The sequence below is a fragment of the Streptomyces sp. NPDC096048 genome (genome assembly GCF_044763415.1).
Classification (GTDB): Bacteria; Actinomycetota; Actinomycetes; order Streptomycetales; family Streptomycetaceae; genus Streptomyces.
Window position 1 is genome coordinate 161,594 of record NZ_JBIWGG010000007.1, and the last position, 15,298, is coordinate 176,891.

Annotated in this window: 15 protein-coding genes; 8 read left to right on the forward strand and 7 right to left on the reverse strand. The window is 71.4% G+C overall.

The window, feature by feature from the left end; genetic code table 11:
- Positions 1-109 precede the first annotated feature (109 nt).
- Together serS and ACIQ6R_RS20720 are read left to right on the forward strand one after the other, a co-directional pair.
- Positions 110-1,387, forward strand: coding sequence for a serine--tRNA ligase (gene serS, locus ACIQ6R_RS20715; RefSeq protein WP_404172791.1), 1,278 nt, complete (start codon positions 110-112; stop codon positions 1,385-1,387).
- The gene (locus ACIQ6R_RS20720; RefSeq protein ID WP_404172794.1) at positions 1,384-2,250 is read left to right on the forward strand and encodes an HAD family hydrolase; all 867 of its coding nucleotides are present in this window, start codon (positions 1,384-1,386) and stop codon (positions 2,248-2,250) included. The genes serS and ACIQ6R_RS20720 overlap by 4 nt, the downstream gene beginning before the upstream one ends.
- A 211-nt stretch (positions 2,251-2,461) precedes the next feature.
- Here ACIQ6R_RS20720 and ACIQ6R_RS20725 read toward each other — a convergent pair whose 3' ends face one another.
- The 5 genes from ACIQ6R_RS20725 to ACIQ6R_RS20745 form a co-directional block, all read right to left on the reverse strand.
- Complete coding sequence (locus ACIQ6R_RS20725) at positions 2,462-2,752, reverse strand: hypothetical protein (protein ID WP_404222785.1); 291 nt, start codon at positions 2,750-2,752, stop codon at positions 2,462-2,464.
- Between the two features lie 104 nt (positions 2,753-2,856).
- Positions 2,857-3,576 carry an ABC transporter permease gene (locus ACIQ6R_RS20730; protein WP_404172800.1) on the reverse strand — a complete coding sequence of 240 codons (720 nt, stop codon included), beginning with the start codon at positions 3,574-3,576 and terminating at the stop codon, positions 2,857-2,859.
- An 11-nt stretch (positions 3,577-3,587) separates the two neighbouring features.
- Positions 3,588-4,499, reverse strand: coding sequence for an ABC transporter ATP-binding protein (locus ACIQ6R_RS20735; RefSeq protein WP_404172803.1), 912 nt, complete (start codon positions 4,497-4,499; stop codon positions 3,588-3,590).
- Positions 4,496-5,404, reverse strand: coding sequence for an ABC transporter permease (locus ACIQ6R_RS20740; RefSeq protein ID WP_404222786.1), 909 nt, complete (start codon positions 5,402-5,404; stop codon positions 4,496-4,498). Before ACIQ6R_RS20740 ends, ACIQ6R_RS20735 begins: the two co-directional genes overlap by 4 nt.
- Positions 5,394-6,356, reverse strand: coding sequence for an ABC transporter ATP-binding protein (locus ACIQ6R_RS20745; RefSeq protein ID WP_404173732.1), 963 nt, complete (start codon positions 6,354-6,356; stop codon positions 5,394-5,396). The genes ACIQ6R_RS20740 and ACIQ6R_RS20745 overlap by 11 nt, the downstream gene beginning before the upstream one ends.
- A gap of 288 nt (positions 6,357-6,644) precedes the next feature.
- On the opposite strand from ACIQ6R_RS20745, the gene ACIQ6R_RS20750 reads away from it, so the two are divergent.
- From ACIQ6R_RS20750 to ACIQ6R_RS20775, 6 genes are all read left to right on the forward strand, one after another.
- Positions 6,645-7,499 carry a M24 family metallopeptidase gene (locus tag ACIQ6R_RS20750; protein WP_404222787.1) on the forward strand — a complete coding sequence of 285 codons (855 nt, stop codon included), beginning with the start codon at positions 6,645-6,647 and terminating at the stop codon, positions 7,497-7,499.
- Complete coding sequence (locus ACIQ6R_RS20755; protein WP_404222788.1) at positions 7,496-9,253, forward strand: SDR family oxidoreductase; 1,758 nt, start codon at positions 7,496-7,498, stop codon at positions 9,251-9,253. Before ACIQ6R_RS20750 ends, ACIQ6R_RS20755 begins: the two co-directional genes overlap by 4 nt.
- Positions 9,254-9,378: 125 nt before the next feature.
- Positions 9,379-9,927: an RNA 2'-phosphotransferase gene (locus tag ACIQ6R_RS20760; RefSeq protein ID WP_404223016.1), complete on the forward strand. Its 549-nt coding sequence runs from the start codon at positions 9,379-9,381 to the stop codon at positions 9,925-9,927.
- Positions 9,928-9,933: 6 nt separating this feature from the next.
- Positions 9,934-10,392 (forward strand): hypothetical protein, encoded by a 459-nt coding sequence (locus tag ACIQ6R_RS20765; protein ID WP_404222789.1) that lies wholly within the window; start codon positions 9,934-9,936, stop codon positions 10,390-10,392.
- 51 nt (positions 10,393-10,443) lie between these two features.
- Positions 10,444-11,349, forward strand: a complete 906-nt coding sequence (locus ACIQ6R_RS20770; RefSeq protein WP_404172818.1) for an LLM class flavin-dependent oxidoreductase — start codon at positions 10,444-10,446, stop codon at positions 11,347-11,349.
- Between the two features lie 48 nt (positions 11,350-11,397).
- Entirely contained in the window at positions 11,398-12,285 is an 888-nt protein-coding gene (locus tag ACIQ6R_RS20775; protein WP_404172821.1) for an HAD family hydrolase, read from the forward strand.
- 98 nt (positions 12,286-12,383) lie between these two features.
- Here ACIQ6R_RS20775 and ACIQ6R_RS20780 read toward each other — a convergent pair whose 3' ends face one another.
- Together ACIQ6R_RS20780 and ACIQ6R_RS20785 are read right to left on the reverse strand one after the other, a co-directional pair.
- Positions 12,384-13,433 carry a peptidoglycan DD-metalloendopeptidase family protein gene (locus tag ACIQ6R_RS20780; RefSeq protein WP_404222790.1) on the reverse strand — a complete coding sequence of 350 codons (1,050 nt, stop codon included), beginning with the start codon at positions 13,431-13,433 and terminating at the stop codon, positions 12,384-12,386.
- A gap of 122 nt (positions 13,434-13,555) precedes the next feature.
- On the reverse strand, positions 13,556-15,238 hold the full coding sequence (locus tag ACIQ6R_RS20785) for a GAF domain-containing sensor histidine kinase (RefSeq protein ID WP_404222791.1): 1,683 nt from the start codon (positions 15,236-15,238) through the stop codon (positions 13,556-13,558).
- Between the last annotated feature and the right edge of the window lie 60 nt (positions 15,239-15,298).

Below are 15,298 nucleotides of genomic sequence, written 5' to 3' on the forward strand. Positions count from 1 at the left end.
GTGCGATCAAGAGGCACTTATGCCGCAATTCCCGCATAGCGGAACGTGAGACCCGCGTTCGGCAATAGTGAGTCGAGACCCGTGACCGCGCACCGGTAGCCTTGACCGCGTGATTGACCTTCGCCTGCTCCGTGAGGACCCCGACCGTGTGCGCGCCTCGCAGCGCGCCCGTGGAGAGGATGTCGCGCTCGTCGACTCCCTCCTGTCTGCCGACGAGCGGCGCAGGTCGTCCGGCGTCCGCTTCGACGAGCTGCGCGCCGAGCAGAAGGGCCTCGGCAAGCTCATCGGCAAGGCCTCCGGAGACGAGAAGGCCGAGCTGCTCAAGCGCGCCGAGCAGCTGAAGACCGAGGTCAAGGCAGCCGACGCCGAGCGCGACACCGCCGACGCCGAGACCCAGGAGCTGCTCCAGCGGCTCAGCAACCTCGTCCACCCCGACGTGCCCGTCGGCGGCGAGGAGGACTTCGTCACGCTGGAGACGCACGGCACCCACCGCGACTTCGCGGCCGAGGGCTTCGAGCCCAGGGACCACCTGCAGCTGGGTCAGCTGCTCGGCGCCATCGACGTCGAGCGCGGCGCCAAGGTCTCGGGCTCGCGCTTCTACTTCCTGACCGGCGTCGGCGCGCTCCTGGAGCTCGCCCTGGTCAACGCGGCGATCGCGCAGGCCACGGCGGCCGGGTTCACGCCGATGCTGACCCCGGCGCTGGTGCGCCCGCAGTCCATGGCGGGCACCGGCTTCCTCGGCCAGGCCGCCCAGGACGTCTACCACCTCGACAAGGACGACCTGTACCTGGTCGGCACGTCCGAGGTACCGCTCGCCGCGTACCACATGGACGAGATCCTCGACGCCGACCGCCTGCCGCTGCGCTACGCCGGCTTCTCGCCCTGCTTCCGCCGCGAGGCCGGCTCGCACGGCAAGGACACCCGGGGCATCTTCCGGGTGCACCAGTTCGACAAGGTCGAGATGTTCTCCTACGTCCTCCCCGAGGACTCGCAGGCCGAGCACCAGCGCCTGCTGGAGTGGGAGAAGCAGTGGCTGACGTCGCTGGAGCTGCCGTTCCGGGTCATCGACGTCGCCTCGGCCGACCTGGGTTCCTCGGCCGCGCGCAAGTACGACTGCGAGGCGTGGATCCCGACCCAGGGCAAGTACCGCGAGCTGACCTCGACCTCGGACTGCACCGAGTTCCAGTCGCGCCGGCTGTCGATCCGGGTCCGCGAGGACAAGAAGGTGCGCCCGCTGGCAACGCTCAACGGCACGCTGTGCGCCGTACCGCGCACGATCGTGGCGATCCTGGAGAACCACCAGCAGGCCGACGGTTCGGTGCGCGTGCCCGAGGTGCTGCGCCCGTACCTGGGCGGCCGGGAGGTCCTGGAGCCGGTGGCCAAGTGACTGACACCGGCTCCACCACGGTCCCCGACACCCGGTCCGCCACGGTCTCCGACGCCGGCTCCGCCGCGAGCTTCCCGTACCGGCTGGTCGCGACCGACCTCGACGGCACGCTGCTGCGCGGCGACGACACTATCTCGCAGCGCACCCGTGACGCGCTCTCCGCGGCCACCGCGGCGGGCGCGGCCCACATCGTGGTCACCGGCCGCGCGGTCCCGTGGACCCGGCACATCCTCGACGACCTCGGGTACGACGGGCTGGCCGTCTGCGGCCAGGGCGCGCAGGTCTACCACGCCGGGGAGCACCGGCTGCTGACCTCGGTCACGCTGGACCGTCAGCTGGCCGGGGTGGCGCTTGCCAAGATCGAGGCGGAGACCGGCCCGCTGTACCTGGCCGCGAGCCGTGACGGCCTGGACGGAGACGTCCTGGTCGGCCCGGGCTACGCGGTCGGGGGCGACCTGCCGGCGGTGCCGTTCACCGACGCCTCGGACCTGTGGTCGGCGCCGCTGAACAAGATCTACATCCAGCATCCGACCCTGTCGGACGACGAGCTGGCCGAGGCGGCCCGGCGCACCGCGGGCGGCTTCGTCACGGTGACCATGGCGGGCGCGGGCGTCGTCGAGCTGCTCCCCCTCGGCCTGTCCAAGGCCACCGGGCTGTCGCTGGCGGCGCGCCGACTGGGTCTGAAGGCCGCGGACACGATCGCGTTCGGCGACATGCCCAACGACGTCCCGATGTTCGGCTGGGCGGCCCGTGGTGTGGCGATGGCCAACGCCCACGAGGAGCTCAAGGCGGTGGCCGACGAGGTGACGTCCTCGAACGACGAGGACGGTATCGCGGTGGTACTGGAGCGGCTGGCGGCCTGACCCCGGCCACCGACAGCCCGGGTCTCGGAGACCGGGGCTGCCGGCCGCACGGCCCGGACGGCGCCGGCGTCCCCGTCGGTCGGCCCACGCGAGGCGTCTCGCGTGCTCGAAGCGGCCGCCCGATTCGCCGGCACCGTCCAGCCTCGTGCGTTCACCACAGTGCCGGTACGGAAAGCCGGACGCCACCGATTAAAAGCGGATGTACGCCGCCTTATCGTCGGCGCCACCTGCGACGGCGGGCCTTGCTGAAGAACCATCCGGCGGGCGGCTCGTCGGAGCGCCACGGTTGCGGCTCCGGTTTCTCGCGGCGCCAGCGGGCGGCGAGCATCCGGGCGCGGGCCGACGGCTCGGAGGTGTCGGCGTCGCGCACGAACTCCTCGTCCAGGACGAGGCCGTCCCAGGTGTCGTCACCGGCACTGTCCGTGGTGCCGTGCCCGGCGGCGTCGCCGGCACCGTCCTCCGGCTGTCCGCGGCCGTCCCGCCGAGGTGTCTGGCCCGCCATCCCGGTCCCTCCCAGCCCTGCGTCCCCCGTGTCTCCTGCGTGCGTTCCTCGGCCCAGTGTGCCCGGGCCGGGGTGAAGGCCCCGTCAGGACCGGGGCCGCCCGGTCACTCCTCCCCGGCGAGCTTCAACGTCCGCAGCTTCTGTCCCGCGTACCAGGTCGCGAGCACGGTGACGCCGGCCAGCAGAACCGTCGCGGTCGGCAGGCCGACGTCGGAGGTCACCAGATTCCCGTCGGCGACCTTCTGGGCCACCGCCAGCGACCACTGCTGGACGCTCAGGGTCCGGGCGCCGGGCACCAGGGAACCGAACAGGGCCTCCCACACGAGGGCGTAGACGAGCCCGAAGACCACCGCGTGCCGGGACACCGTGCCCAGAAGCAGGAACAGCGCGGCGTAGGCGATGGAGGCGACCAGCGCGGCGATGGTGTAGGCGACGGCGACCTGCTGGCCGTTGCCGTTGAGGATCAGACCGGCGAGCAGGGTCGGCACGGCGGAGAAGACCATCGTCACGGCGATGGCAACGATCAGCTTGGTGAAGATGATCGTCGGCCGCTTGATGGGCTTGGACAGCAGATACACCACCGAGCCGTCGTCGATCTCGGGGCCGATGGCTCCGGTTCCGGCGATGACACCGATGATCGGCACCATGGTGGCGAGGGCGAATCCGCCCAGCACGTCCGCCGCCGTCTGATCGTCGGCGCCCGCGAGCGCGCGCACGGCCACGGCGATGACGAGCAGCAGCAGGGGCAGCGCGCCCAGGATGAACGCCCGGCGGCGGCCGAGCAGGGCTCGATAGGTGAGCCTGGCGACTGTGGGGTCGTACATTCTTCGGCCTCCTACGCCGCGACGAGATACGAGAAGACGGACTCGAGGGACTCGTCGGACGGCGAGACCGTGAGCAGCCGGATGCCGTGGTCGCGGGCGACCTTCGGCAGCAGGGCCGTGAACCGGCCGAAGTCGACGGCCTGGATGCGCAGTGCGCCCTCGGCGAGGTCGACCTCGATGCCGGACGTCGACGGGTCGGCGATCAGCGCTGCCGCGAGGGCCCGGTCGTCGCTGGAGCGCACCAGGTAGCGGTGCGGCCGGTCGGTCATCAGGCGGCGGATCTTGCGGAAGTCGCCGCTGGCCGCGTGCCGTCCGGCGACGATGACCTCGATGTGCCAGGCGAGTTGTTCGACCTCTTCGAGGATGTGCGAGGAGAACAGCACGGTGCGGCCCTCGTCGCCCATGCGGCGCAGCAGGTCCATCAGCTGCATGCGCTGACGCGGGTCCATGCCGTTGAAGGGCTCGTCCAGCAGGAGCAGCGAGGGGTTGTGGACGAGGGCGCTCGCCATCTTCACGCGCTGCCGCATGCCCTTGGAGTACGTGGCGATCTTCCGGTCCTGCGCGTACTCCATGTCGACCGTGGCGAGCGCTTCCTGGGCCGCCTTGGCGCCGAGACCGTGCAGTTCGGCGTTGGCGAGGACGAACTCACGGCCGGTGAGGAAGTCGTACATCGCCTCGCGCTCGGGGACGATGCCGATGTGCTTGTAGATGGCCTCGTTGCGCCAGACGGGCTGGCCGTCGAGGGTGACGGTGCCGGTGGAGGGGGCGAGGAAGCCGCCCATCATGTTGATGAGGGTGGACTTGCCCGCGCCGTTGGGGCCGAGGAGGCCGGTGACGCCGGGGCCGATCGTCATGGTGATGTCGTTGACGGCGACCACGTTGCCGAACCAGCGGGAGACGTGGTCGATGTTCAGCGTGGTCACAGTCCCACCTTCTGGTAGCGGCGCATCAGCAGGCCGTAGGCGCCGGCGATCAGACCCAGGGTGACGAGGACGTAGACCGCGCCCTCGCCGTCGCTCGGGCCGACCCCGCCGGGGAAGGCCGAGGTGGCGCCCAGGAAGGCCGACGACACTCCGTCGATGAGGGTGATCGGCGAGAACAGGCCGATCCAGGCGACGGCCCCGGAGCTGCCCTGGACGTCCGCGATGGCCTGGAGGGTGGAGACCGCGCCGTAGGTGATGGTCAGGACCGCGATGACGGCCGCGATGCCGAAACCGCGGCGCGGGGTGACCGACGCGACCACCAGGCCGAGGCCGGCGAAGAGCAGCGAGAGCAGTGCCACGGAGACGAGTCCCTGTGCGAACCCCTTGGTCTGGTCCGCGAAGTCGAGTTTGGCGAGCAGCGCGCCCACATAGAGCACGAGCAGGGGGGCGGCGGTGAGGATGAACAGGGCCGAGGCCAGTGACGCGTACTTGGCCCGGACGTAGTCGGCGGTCTCGATCGGCCGCGAGAAGTACAGCGGCACGGTCTTGAAGCGCAGGTCGCGCGAGACGGACTGGGGGGCCTGCGAGGCGACGTAGAGGCTGATGACGGCCTGGAGGACGATCGCGTAGCGCGTGTAGTCCAGGGGCAGGTCATTGGCCTTGGTGGCGACGGCGACGGCGACCATGATGGCCGCGGGCAGGCACATCACCACGAACAGCAGCATGGGCAGCACCTTGGACTTGGCCGAGCGGCCGAGGCCGTAGGCGCCGCGCAGGGACTGCGAGTACAGCGAGCGGCGGGCGTAGGCGCGGCCGAGGCGGGGGCCGTCGTAGCTGCGGTAGCCGATGTTGTGGATGCGGGTCTGGTCACCCGGCACCGTGGCTGTGGGCTGTTCAGCTGCCATGGCCGACCGCCTCCTTCCGTTCTGCGTCGCTGTCCTGGAAGACCTCCGCGATGTGGTGCCGGCGCTGCTCCATGCGCACCAGGCCGAGGCCGAGGTCGGCGATGACGTCTCTGACCAGGTCGTAGGTCTCTTCGCCCGCCGCGGTGAGCAGCAGGACGTGGCCTGCGCCGGGCAGGCCGCTGCCGTCCTGGACGGTCACCCCGCGCGCGTCGAGCGCGTCGCGCACCGCACGGGTGCCGTCGGGGTGCTCGTCGGTGTCGGTGACCTCGATCGCGAGGGTCGTCGTGGTCTGGGTGAAGTCCGTGGTGGAGCTGGAGCGCAGCAGCTTGCCGCCGTCCACGACGACGACGTGGTCGCAGGTGCGTTCCAGCTCGCCCAGCAGGTGCGAGGTGACCAGGACGGAGATGCCGAAGTCGGTGTGGATGCGGCGGATGAGGCCGAGCATCTCGTCGCGGCCGACCGGGTCGAGGCCGTTGGTGGGCTCGTCGAGGAAGACCAGCTGGGGGTCGTGGACGAGGGCCTGCGCGAGCTTCACGCGCTGCTTCATGCCGGTCGAGTAGCCGCCTATGGGCCGGTAGCGCTCCTCGTACAGGCCGACGTGGCGCAGGGTGTCGGCCGTGCGTTCGCGCGCGGCGGTGGGGGGCAGGCCGGACATGCGTGCCATGTGGACGACGAACTCGGTGGCCGAGACGTCGGGCGGCAGGCAGTCGTGTTCCGGCATGTAGCCGACTCGCTCGCGGATGTCGGCGCCCTTGGTGGCGACATCGAGTCCGAGCACTTCGGCCCGGCCCTCGGTGGCGGGAGACAGACCCAGCAGGATCTTGATCAGGGTGGACTTGCCGGCGCCGTTGGCACCGACGAGTCCGGTCACACCGGGTCCGACGTCCACGGAGAGCCGGTCGAGCGCGGTCACCCGGGGGTACCGCTTGCTCAGGCTTTCGGTCGCGATCACAGTCACATCCACGACAGTAGTGACGCGCGCCACTGCGGTCGTCAGACCGGAGAGCCGTCTTGGAGTCAGACTCGAGTAGTACGGGCCCGTAGGGGATGCCGTGCCTGAGAGCTACGGAGCGGTCTTCCGGGGCCGTTCGCCCCGCCTTTGACCCGCACTATTGACGCCAGGTCTAACAACTGGGAGATTCGGCGGCGTCACGTTACGGACGAGTAGCACGGTCGGTCGGCACGGAGCGCGCCCGGCTCGTGGGGCGGGTGGACGGACCGACGCGTGGGACGGGGTGGCATGACGACGGCAGTGACATCAGGACCGGGCACGGAGTTCCGCACGCAGCTGCGGGGATTCCGGGAGGTGCAGCGCCTCGCCTATGAGTGCGCCGAGGCCGTGGCGGCCCGGCTGGAGCCGGGGGTGACCGAGCGGGAGGCGGCCCGCATGCAGCGCGAGTGGCTGCGGGAGCGGGGCGTCCGGGACTGGTTCCACCTGCCCTTCGCCTGGTTCGGCGACCGCACGGCCTTCACGGACTTCCGCGTTCCGCTGCAGTTCTTCCCGACTGGGCGCCGGCTGGAGCCGGGCATGCCCTTCATCCTGGACATGGCCCCGGTGCACAGGGGTTTCACCGCCGACATCGGCTACTCCGGCTCGCTCGGCCCCCATCCCGTGCAGCGGCGGCTGACGGCCGACCTGGAGGCGCACCGCGAGCTGATCCTGCGCGAGGTTCGCGAACGCCGCCCGCTGCGGGAGATCTACGAGGACGTGGACCGGCTCATGGTCCGCCAGGGCTACGCCAACCGGCACCGCGCCTACCCCTTCGGCGTGATCGCCCACAAGGTGGACCGGGTACGGGAACGGCGCCTGTCCCCGCGCCTGTTCGGCTTCGGCACGCAGTCGCTCAGAGGTCTGGCGAGCGACGCGCTGCACGGCCACCGCGAGGGCTGGTCCCCGCTGTGGTCGCCGTACCGCTTCTCCGACCACCCGCCCCGGCCGGGGCTGTGGGCGGTCGAACCCCACCTCGGTTTCCGGGGCACGGGCGCGAAGTTCGAGGAGATCCTGGTCGTCACCGACTCCACGGATCCCGAGCAGAGCGCCTTCTGGCTGGACGACGATCTGCCGCACGTGCGGCGCTGGGCGGAGGAGCGATGACGGTGCTGGACGGTGCGCGGGAGCGCTGGGTGCGTACGGGCGGGGTCGAGCTGTGCGTGGCCGAACTGGGCGGCCCGCACCAGCCCACGATCGTCCTGGTGCACGGGTACCCGGACAGCAAGGAGGTCTGGTCCGAGGTCGCCGCCCGCCTCGCCGACCGCTTCCACGTGGTCCTCTACGACGTCCGGGGCCACGGCCGGTCCACCGCGCCGAGCCCGCTGCGCGGCGGGTTCACGCTGGAGAAGCTGACGGACGACTTCCTGGCCGTTGCGGACGCCGTCAGTCCCGGCCGGCCCGTGCACCTCGTGGGCCACGACTGGGGCTCGGTGCAGTCCTGGGAGTTCGTGACGGTCAGGCGCACCGAGGGCCGCATCGCCTCCTTCACCTCGATGTCGGGGCCGTCCCTCGACCACTTCGGGCACTGGATCAACAAACGTCTCAGGCGTCCCACCCCGCGCCGGATCGGGCAGCTCCTCGGCCAGGGCGCCAAGTCCTGGTACGTCTACCTGCTGCACACGCCCGTACTGCCCGAACTGGCCTGGCGCGGCCCCCTCGGCAAGCGCTGGCCGGGCATCCTGCGACGCGTCGAGAAGGTACCCGGTGGCGACTACCCGACCCCGTCCCTGCCCTCGGACGCGGCGCACGGGGCGTGGCTGTACCGGGACAACGTCCGGCCCCGGCTGCGCCGCCCGCGCGACGACGCCTACGCGCACGCGCCCGTGCAGCTCGTCACGCCCCTCGGCGACGCGTTCCTTTCGGAGCGGCTCTACGACGAACTGGAGCTGTGGGCACCACGGCTGACCCGCCGTACGCTGCCCGCGAAGCACTGGGTGCCGCGCACCCGTCCGGACCGGCTGGCGGACTGGATCACGGAGTTCGTCACCGCCGTCGACAGCGGACGGCCCGAGGTCGCGGCGAGCGGGAAGCACGCCGACCGCTTCGGCGGGCAGCTGGTCCTGGTCACCGGCGCGGGCAACGGCATCGGGCGGGCCACGGCGTTCGCGTTCGCCGAGGCCGGCGCACGCGTGGTGGCCGTCGACCGGGACGCCGAGGCCGCCGCCCGCACCGCGGAGCTGTCCCGGCTGATCGGTGCGCGGGCGGCCTGGGCGGAGACCGTCGACGTCTCCGACGAGCAGGCCATGGAGAAGCTCGCGGAGAAGGTCGCCGCCGAGTACGGCGTGGTGGACATCCTGGTGAACAACGCCGGGATCGGCATGTCGGGCTCCTTCTTCGACACCACGCCGGAGGACTGGAAGAAGGTCCTCGACGTCAACCTGTGGGGCGTGATCCACGGCTGCCGCCTCTTCGGCAGGCACATGGCCGAACGCGGGCAGGGCGGCCACATCGTCAACACCGCGTCGGCGGCGGCGTTCCAGCCCTCCAGGGCGCTGCCCGCCTACGGCACCTCCAAGGCGGCCGTACTGATGCTGAGCGAGTGCCTGCGCGCCGAGCTGGCCGGGCAGGGGATCGGCGTCACGGCGGTCTGCCCCGGCCTCGTCAACACCAACATCACCTCCACGGCGCACTTCGCGGGCGTCGACGCCGACGAGGAGAAGCGACGGCAGCGGCGCACGGCGCGGTTGTACGGGCTGCGCAACTACTCGCCGGAAAAGGTGGCCGCCGCCGTCCTGGAGGCGGTCGTGCGCAACAAGGCCGTGGTCCCGGTGACGCCGGAGGCACGAGGCGCCCATCTCATGTCCCGTTTCGTTCCCGGGGCGTTGAGGCGCCTCGCACGTGTGAAGCCGCCACTGTAGTTTCCACAGGCAGCCCCAACGGCCCTGTGGATAACCACACTTGGCTGTGGATCAAACCTCGGCGGCAAAATCGATCGCGTGACGCGTGTCTCTCTCGGCACGCTGATTCCATGCAACAGGAACACATGGACGACAGGCGCACCGTGAAGGTGTCCAAGTATTTGTCGAAGCATCTGCGCCACCAGCCGGAGAGAATCGGGCTCACACTCGACGAGGCCGGCTGGGCCGAGATCGACGCGCTGATCGCCGCAGCCGCGGCGCACGGCTTCCGCTTCACCCGCGAGGAACTCGACCACGTGGTCGCCACCAACGACAAGCGGCGCTTCGCGATCGAGGGCACCCGCATCCGCGCCAGCCAGGGTCACACCATCGACGTGGACCTGGCACTGCCCGAGGCGACCCCGCCGCCGTACCTCTACCACGGGACCGTGGCCCGGCACCTGGAAGCGATCCGCGCCGAGGGGCTGAGGCCGATGAACCGGCACGACGTGCACCTCTCGCCGGACCGCGAGACCGCGACCCGGGTCGGTGCCCGCCGCGGCCGGCCGGTCGTGCTGTCGGTGGACGCCGCCGCCATGCACCGCGACGGCCATGGCTTCCACGTCAGCGCCAACGGGGTCTGGCTGACGAAGAACGTGCCACCGCGGTACGTGCGCTTTCCCGCTCGGCACTGATCCCACATGATCGGTGGCATGGAGCAGTTGCCCACCACCCAAGCCGCCGTCACCGCTCTCCGCGCCATCGCAGCGGAGTACGCACTGGAGATCGAGGTCACCGACGACATCGGCGCCGACCAGACCTCCCGCCGCAGCGCCGCGGGCGTGGGAGTGACCACCGACGCCGACGGCTCCCTCGCCCATGAGGCGTTCGTCGAGTTCGGCGGAGTGCCCCGGGTGAGCGTCCGGCTCTTTCCCGAGGGCGACGCCCTGATCACCGTCGAGAACGTGGAGTGCCCGGACATCCCGCGCGGCGACGTGCCCGCCTTCCTACGCTCCGTCTTCGGCGGTCTCGCGTTCGTCAAGGGGCGCCGCTTTCCGCCCGGCTACCGCCTGATCGTGCCGCTGCCGGGCGACCGCGCGCACAAGGAGTTCGTGCCGATGATCCTCCTCACCCCGTGGCTGAGCAGTCGCGTACGGTGACGCCGGGGCTGTTTCACGTGAAACCGAGGTCGGCCGCATAGGCTCGGAGACATGAGTCTGCGTCTGAGCACCGTCATCCTCCCGTACCGCCGCTGGCACGAGGGCGGCCGTTCGGCCTGGACACGTGCCGAGCAGCTCGGTTTTCACACCGCGTACACCTACGACCATCTGTCCTGGCGGAGCTTCCGGGACGGGCCGTGGTTCGGCGCCGTGCCGACGCTCACCGCTGCCGCGGCCGTCACCGAGCGCCTTCGCCTGGGCACCCTGGTGACCTCCCCGAACTTCCGGCACCCGGTGACGCTCGCAAAGGAGCTGATCTCCCTCGACGACATCTCCGGCGGCCGGGTCACGCTCGGCATAGGAGCGGGCGGCACCGGCTTCGACGCCACGGCGCTCGGCCAGGAGCCGTGGACTCCCCGAGAGCGGGCCGACCGGCTCGCCGAGTTCCTCCCGCTGCTCGACCGGCTGCTGACCGAGGACGCCGTGTCGTACGAGGGCGACTTCTACTCGGCGCACGAGGCGCGCAACATCCCGGGATGCGTGCAGCGACCCCGGCTGCCGTTCGCGGTCGCCGCGACCGGTCCCCGCGGGCTGCGGCTCGCCGCGCGGTACGGGCAGGCATGGGTGACCACCGGCGACCCGAAGCTGTACGAGAACGGCACCCCTGAGCAGTCCGACCGGGCACTGCGGGAGCAGGGCGACAAGCTGGCCGACGCCTGCGCCGCGATCGGCCGCGAGGGGAGTGAGCTGGACAGGGTCCTGCTCACCGGCTTCACACCCGACCGCAGTCGGCCGCTGGAGTCCGTGAACGCGTTCGTGGACTTCGCGGGCCGGCACCGCGATCTGGGCTTCACCGAACTCGTGGTCCACTGGCCGATCCCCGACTCCGACTTCACGGCGGACGAGAAGATCTTCGAGCGGATCGCCATGGAGGCACTGGCGCAGCTGAAGGAATGAGAGCCGTAGCTCACAGATGTGCGGACTCGCGCACGATCGTGCAGGCATATGCGTGACAATGACCGGGTGACCTCAGCGACCCGACAGCCCGAGCCCCCGGCCGCCGCCACCCGCCCGCGGCTCATCGCCACCGATCTCGACGGCACACTGCTGCGCGACGACAAGTCGGTCTCACCGCGCACGGTCGCCGCGCTGGCCGCCGCCGAGAAGGCGGGCATCGAGGTCTTCTTCGTCACCGGCCGCCCCGCCCGCTGGATGGACGTCGTCAGTGCCCACGTCCACGGTCACGGCCTCGCCATCTGCGGCAACGGTGCCGCCGTGGTCGACCTGCACGGCGGCCCCGGCGCCCACCGGTTCGTGAAGGTCCGGGAGCTGGCCCGGGACAACGCGCTGGACGCCGTACGGCTGCTGCGTGAGGCGGCGCCCGGCACGGTGTACGCGGTCGAGCAGACGTACGGCTTCCACCAGGAGCCGGCGTACCCGAAGATGCACATGGAGGTCCCCGACGACCTCCTGCCCGCCGAGGAGATCCTGGCGCCGGGCGGTCGCGCCGCCGCCGAGCCGGTCCTCAAGATCCTCGCCTTCCATCCCGAGCTGGACCCCGACGGCTTCCTCACGTTGGCCCGCCTCGCCATCGGCGACCGCGCCAACGTCACCCGGTCCAGCCCCAGCGCCCTGCTGGAGATCAGCGGGCCGGAGGTCTCCAAGGCCAGCACGCTCGCCCTGTGCTGCGCCGAGCGCGGCATCTCGCACGAGGAGGTCGTCGCCTTCGGTGACATGCCGAACGACGTGGAGATGCTCACCTGGGCGGGGCGGTCGTACGCCATGGGCAACGCGCACCCGGACGTGATCGCCGCCGCGTCGGGGCGGACGGTGGCCAACAACGACGACGGCGTGGCGGTCGTGATCGAGCGGATGCTGACGGACCTGCCCTAGCGGCCGGTCCCGGGGGCCTTCGGTCCGGCAGCGCCTCCGGACCGGCGCCGGGTCCCGCACGACGCCCGTCCCGCACGACGCCGAGTCCCGCGTTTCCGTCAGAGCGGCACACCACGTTGCGCCAGCCACGGCACCGGGTCCAGCCCCGAGCCCATCTCCGGGGTGACCCGTACCTCGAAGTGCAGGTGCGGTCCGGTGGAGTTGCCGGTGCTGCCCGACTGCCCGACCCACTGGCCGGCACGGACCCGGTCGCCCTGGTCGACGGCGACAGCGGCGAGATGGGCGTACTGCGTGTAGTAGCCGCCCGCGTGCTGGACCACGACCTGGATGCCGAAGGCGCCGCCGCACGACACCTTCACCACCCGGCCCGTGCCGACCGACCGCACCGGTGTCCCGACCGGCACCGCGAAGTCCTGGCCGGTGTGCCGGTTCGCCCACCGCGTCCCGCCGCTGCCGAAGGACGCCGACAGCTCGTACGTCTCCACCGGGGCCACCCAGGGCCGGCTGGAGCGTCCGCCCGGCTGGTCGAGGCGGACCGCGCCGGGACACGAACCGGCCGCGACGGAGGCGTCCGCCTCCCCCTCCAGCCGCGACCGCGCCGCCTCCAGCTTGCCCTCGATCTTCTTCTTCAACTCCGCCAGACCGGCGTTGCGCTCCTCCAACGCCTGCCAGGCCGCCTGTGCCTCGGCCTCGTCGGCGGCGAGGCGGGCCTCGGCCCGCAGGCTCTTGCCGATGGCGTTGTTGACCTCCAGATCCGCGCGTGAAAGCGCTCGTTGACTCCGCATCAGTCCATCGGGATCCTCCGCGAGGATGATCTCCGCGGTGAGCGGGAGTCCGCCGCCGCTGCGGTACTGGGCGCGGGCGATCCGGCCCAGATCTTCGTGCATGCCGTCGATCTTCTGCCGCTGCCGGTCGAGGCGCTTCTCGTACTCGAGCGCCCTCGACCGCTGCGCCTCGGCCTCGCGCCGCCCGTCCTCGTACTGCTGGGTGGCTCTGCCTGCCTCCTCGTACAGCCGCGCCACCTGCGCACCGAGAGCGGCTCCGGAGCCACCGTTCTCATCCATGGCGTCGGTGGGGCGGGCCGCGAGCACGGCGAGCGCGCACAGCAACACCGGTACGAGCAGCGGATGGCGGCGAGGTGAGCGCATGGCAGCGATCGTGGACCGATCGGGGGCGCACGGTCTTGTTCAGGTCGTACGAGCGGGGGACCGATTGCTGCACTCGGCTCAGTGCGGCTGCTGCACATGGGGCAACACGGCGTCGGCAGCCCTCAGTACGGTGCTTCCCACAGCACCGTCGTGCCGGCGCCGTCCGCCCCGATGCCCGGCCCGAGCCGACTGGCGCCGCCGACGGTCTCGGCTCGGCGCTCGAGGTTGTGCAGGCCGCTGCGCCGACCGCCCGCGGGGATGCCGACGCCGTCGTCCGCTACGGTCAGCCGCACGCCCCGCCGGCCGTCCGCCAGAGTCGCCGTCGCGTCGACGACCACGTCGATCCGGGTGGCGTGGGCGTGCCGGAAGGCGTTGGACAGGGTCTCGCGCAGCGCCGCGATCAGATTCTTGCCGGTCAGTTCGCCGACGGCGGCGTCCACCGGGCCGACGAAGCGGTGCGAGGGCGTGAAACCGAGCGGGGCCGCGGCCATGGTGATCTCGCGCAGCACACGGGTGCGCAGCCCCGCGGGGGCCTCGGCCGGCTGGCGCAGCGCGAAGATCGCCGAGCGGATCTCCTGGATGGTGACGTCGAGTTCGTCGACGGCCCCGCCCACCCCGTCGCGCACCTCGGGGACGACCGACCTGCGCTGGGCGCTCTCCAGCATCATTCCCGTGGCGAACAACCGCTGGATGACGAGGTCGTGCAGGTCCCGGGCGATGCGATCGCGGTCCTCGTACACCGCGAGCCGCTCCCGGTCGCGCTGGGCGTCGGCCATCATCAGCGCAAGCGCGGCCTGCGAGGCGAACCGGTCGCCGAGGGCGCGTTCCGTCCGGGTGAACGGGCGGTCCCCGCGGGCACGGGGCATGACGAGGCTCCCCAGGACCCGCCCGTCCCGGCACAGGGGCAGCAGCATGATCGGTCCGTACGCGCGCACCGGCCCGGCCTCCAGTCGCGGATCGGTGGCGGCGTCGTCCACGAACACGGCCCGTCCTGCGAGTAGTTCGGCGACGATGCCGTTCTCCGGCGGTATGACCGTGCCCAGGTGGGTCGTGGGATGTTCCGCTGCCACGGCCGCGATCTCCAGGCCGCCCCCGTCGGCCGGCAGCAGCACGATTCCGGCGGCCGCTCCGGAGAGCCGGCGGGCCTGTTCGGCGACGACCTGGAGGGCCTCGTCGATGTCGCCGCCGGACAGCAGCGCGGTGGTCACGGCGACCGACCCGTCGATCCAGCGCTCCCGCTGCCGGGCGGCCTCGTACAAACGCGCGTTGCCGATGGCGATACCGGCCTCCGTGGCCAGGACGCGGACCATGGCGAGGTCGTAGTCGTTGAACGGCTGGCCCGCGTGTTTGTCCGTCAGGTAGAGGTTGCCGAAGATCTCGCCCTGTACGCGGATGGGGACGCCGAGGAAGCTGCGCATCGGCGGGTGGTGCTCGGGGAAACCGCACGAGCGCGGGTCCTCACTCAGATCCCTGAGCCGGACCGGCTCCGGGTCGCGGATGAGAGCGCCCAGCAGGCCTTTGCGGCCGTCGGGCAGGTGGCCGATGCGCCGGACGGTCGCCTCGTCGACGCCGTGGTGCACGAAGTCGGCGAGGCCGTCGCCGTCCTCGCCCACGACGCCGATGGCCGCGTACCGGGCGTTCGCCAGGTCGGCCGCCGTCTCGCAGATCCGGTGCAGCGTGGAGTGCAGCTCCAGTCCACTGCCGACGGACCGCATCGCGTCCAGGAGTTTCGGCACCCGCGCCAGAAGCTCGGCCGAGACCCCCTCGCGGTGCGGCGGGGGGCCGGGAAGCGGTGCTGGGGGCATGACCCGAGCCTAATGAGACCCTTCTGTCCAGGAAAGTCGGATTCGCTGAGAATTTCGAAA

What these genes read in the sequence shown, in the direction of transcription:
- ACIQ6R_RS20725 (WP_404222785.1), bottom strand. Translation starts at nt 2,752, where the DNA reads ATGGCGGGCCAGACACCTCGGCGGGACGGCCGCGGACAGCCGGAGGAC.
- ACIQ6R_RS20730 (WP_404172800.1), bottom strand. Translation starts at nt 3,576, where the DNA reads ATGTACGACCCCACAGTCGCCAGGCTCACCTATCGAGCCCTGCTCGGC.
- ACIQ6R_RS20740 (WP_404222786.1), bottom strand. Translation starts at nt 5,404, where the DNA reads ATGGCAGCTGAACAGCCCACAGCCACGGTGCCGGGTGACCAGACCCGC.
- ACIQ6R_RS20750 (WP_404222787.1), top strand. Translation starts at nt 6,645, where the DNA reads ATGACGACGGCAGTGACATCAGGACCGGGCACGGAGTTCCGCACGCAG.
- ACIQ6R_RS20755 (WP_404222788.1), top strand. Translation starts at nt 7,496, where the DNA reads ATGACGGTGCTGGACGGTGCGCGGGAGCGCTGGGTGCGTACGGGCGGG.
- ACIQ6R_RS20760 (WP_404223016.1), top strand. Translation starts at nt 9,379, where the DNA reads ATGGACGACAGGCGCACCGTGAAGGTGTCCAAGTATTTGTCGAAGCAT.
- ACIQ6R_RS20765 (WP_404222789.1), top strand. Translation starts at nt 9,934, where the DNA reads ATGATCGGTGGCATGGAGCAGTTGCCCACCACCCAAGCCGCCGTCACC.
- ACIQ6R_RS20770 (WP_404172818.1), top strand. Translation starts at nt 10,444, where the DNA reads ATGAGTCTGCGTCTGAGCACCGTCATCCTCCCGTACCGCCGCTGGCAC.
- ACIQ6R_RS20775 (WP_404172821.1), top strand. Translation starts at nt 11,398, where the DNA reads ATGCGTGACAATGACCGGGTGACCTCAGCGACCCGACAGCCCGAGCCC.
- ACIQ6R_RS20780 (WP_404222790.1), bottom strand. Translation starts at nt 13,433, where the DNA reads ATGCGCTCACCTCGCCGCCATCCGCTGCTCGTACCGGTGTTGCTGTGC.
- ACIQ6R_RS20785 (WP_404222791.1), bottom strand. Translation starts at nt 15,238, where the DNA reads ATGCCCCCAGCACCGCTTCCCGGCCCCCCGCCGCACCGCGAGGGGGTC.